General features: G+C 64.4%; 2 protein-coding genes. Both read left to right on the top strand.

Translation table 11 applies throughout. The annotated features are described in order from the left end of the window. Window positions 1-35 precede the first annotated feature (35 nt). On the top strand, window positions 36-1,571 hold the full coding sequence (atpA, locus tag I6U14_RS13510; protein ID WP_367115670.1) for a F0F1 ATP synthase subunit alpha: 1,536 nt from the start codon (window positions 36-38) through the stop codon (window positions 1,569-1,571). A gap of 39 nt (window positions 1,572-1,610) precedes the next feature. Continuing rightward, window positions 1,611-1,906 (top strand): F0F1 ATP synthase subunit gamma (locus I6U14_RS13505; RefSeq protein ID WP_296900043.1); only part of this gene is annotated, 296 nt, incomplete at its 3' end.

Here is a 1,906-nt window from a genome sequence, read left to right as displayed (position 1 = left end):
CTCAACCGTCTCAGACACGTCATGAAAGAGGTAGGCTGATGGAAATCCGGGCCTCGGAAATTTCCTCGATTCTCAAGGAACAGATCAAAAACTTCGGTCAGGAAGCCGAGGTCGCGGAGATCGGCCAGGTGCTTTCCGTCGGCGACGGCATCGCGCGCGTCTATGGTCTCGATAACGTCCAGGCGGGCGAGATGGTCGAGTTCGAGAACGGCGTGCGCGGCATGGCGCTGAACCTTGAAGTTGACAACGTCGGCAGTGTGGTCTTCGGCGAGGACCGCGACATCAAGGAAGGCGACACCGTCAAGCGCACCGGCGACATCGTGGAAGTGCCGGTGGGCAAGGGGCTGCTGGGCCGCGTGGTCGACGCGCTGGGCACCCCGATCGACGGCAAGGGCCCGATCGAGGCCACCGAATATCGCCGCGCCGACGTCAAGGCGCCGGGCATCATCCCGCGCAAGTCGGTGCACGAGCCGATGCAGACCGGCATCAAGGCGATCGACGCGCTGATCCCGATCGGCCGCGGCCAGCGCGAACTGATCATCGGCGACCGCCAGACCGGCAAGACCGCGATCGCGCTCGATGCGATCCTGAACCAGCGGCAGATCAACCAGACCGACGACGAGAGCAAGAAGCTCTACTGCGTCTACGTCGCGGTCGGCCAGAAGCGCTCCACGGTGGCGCAGTTCGTGAAGAACCTGGAAGAGCGCGGCGCGCTCGAATACTCCATCGTGATCGCAGCCACGGCCTCCGAGCCTGCGCCGATGCAGTACCTCGCGCCCTATGCCGGCTGCGCGATGGCCGAGTATTTCCGCGACAACGGGATGCACGCGCTGATCGTCTACGACGACCTGTCGAAGCAGGCCATCGCCTACCGCCAGATGTCGCTGCTGCTGCGCCGTCCGCCGGGCCGCGAGGCGTATCCGGGCGACGTGTTCTATCTGCACAGCCGCCTGCTGGAGCGCGCGGCGAAGCTGAACGACGATCACGGCGCCGGCTCGCAGACCGCGCTTCCGATCGTCGAGACGCAAGCTAACGACGTGTCGGCATATATTCCGACGAATGTGATTTCGATTACCGATGGCCAGATCTTCCTTGAGACGGACCTCTTCTACCAGGGCATCCGCCCGGCGGTGCACGTCGGCCCTTCGGTTTCGCGCGTGGGGTCTTTGGCGCGGATCAAGGCGATGAAGCAGGTCGCCGGCGCGATCAAGGGCGAGCTGGCGCAGTACCGCGAGATGGCGGCCTTCGCGCAGTTCGGCTCCGACCTCGACGCGGCGACGCAGCGCCTGCTGGCGCGCGGGGCGCGGCTGACGGAGCTTCTCAAGCAGCCGCAGTTCTCGCCGCTCCAGGTGGAAGAGCAGGTCGTGGTGATCTATGCCGGCACACGCGGCTATCTCGACCCGCTGCCGGTCTCGGCCGTGGGGCGCTTTGAAGAAGACTTGCTGCGCTACATGCACAGCGAGCACAGCGACTTGCTCGACCAGATCCGCAGCGAGGGCAAACTGTCCGACGAGCTGGAGAACAAGCTGAAAAGCGCGATCGACAAGTTCGCCCAGCACTTCGCGGCGTAACCCATCGCCTGATGCGCCAACCGAGGATCGGGAGAGCCCATGCCCAGCCTTAAGGACATGCGCAATCGGATCTCCAGCGTCAAGGCGACGCAGAAGATCACGAAGGCGATGCAAATGGTGGCCGCTGCCAAACTGCGCAAGGCGCAGGACGCAGCGGCTGCGGCGCGTCCCGATGCGGAAAAGATGGATGAGGTACTGGCAAAGCTGAATGCAGGCACCATCCGCGACGCGATGGCGCCGACGCTGCTGGTCGGCACCGGCAAGGATGCTGTTCACCTGATCGAGGGAGAGACAGCAAATCGCGGGCGCAACGGAGAGACAACTGCGCACATACG

This window comes from Thiohalocapsa sp. (assembly GCF_019695415.1).
Taxonomy (GTDB): domain Bacteria; phylum Pseudomonadota; class Gammaproteobacteria; order Chromatiales; family Chromatiaceae; genus Thiohalocapsa.
This window is presented reverse-complemented; position numbering and strand designations above follow the sequence as displayed.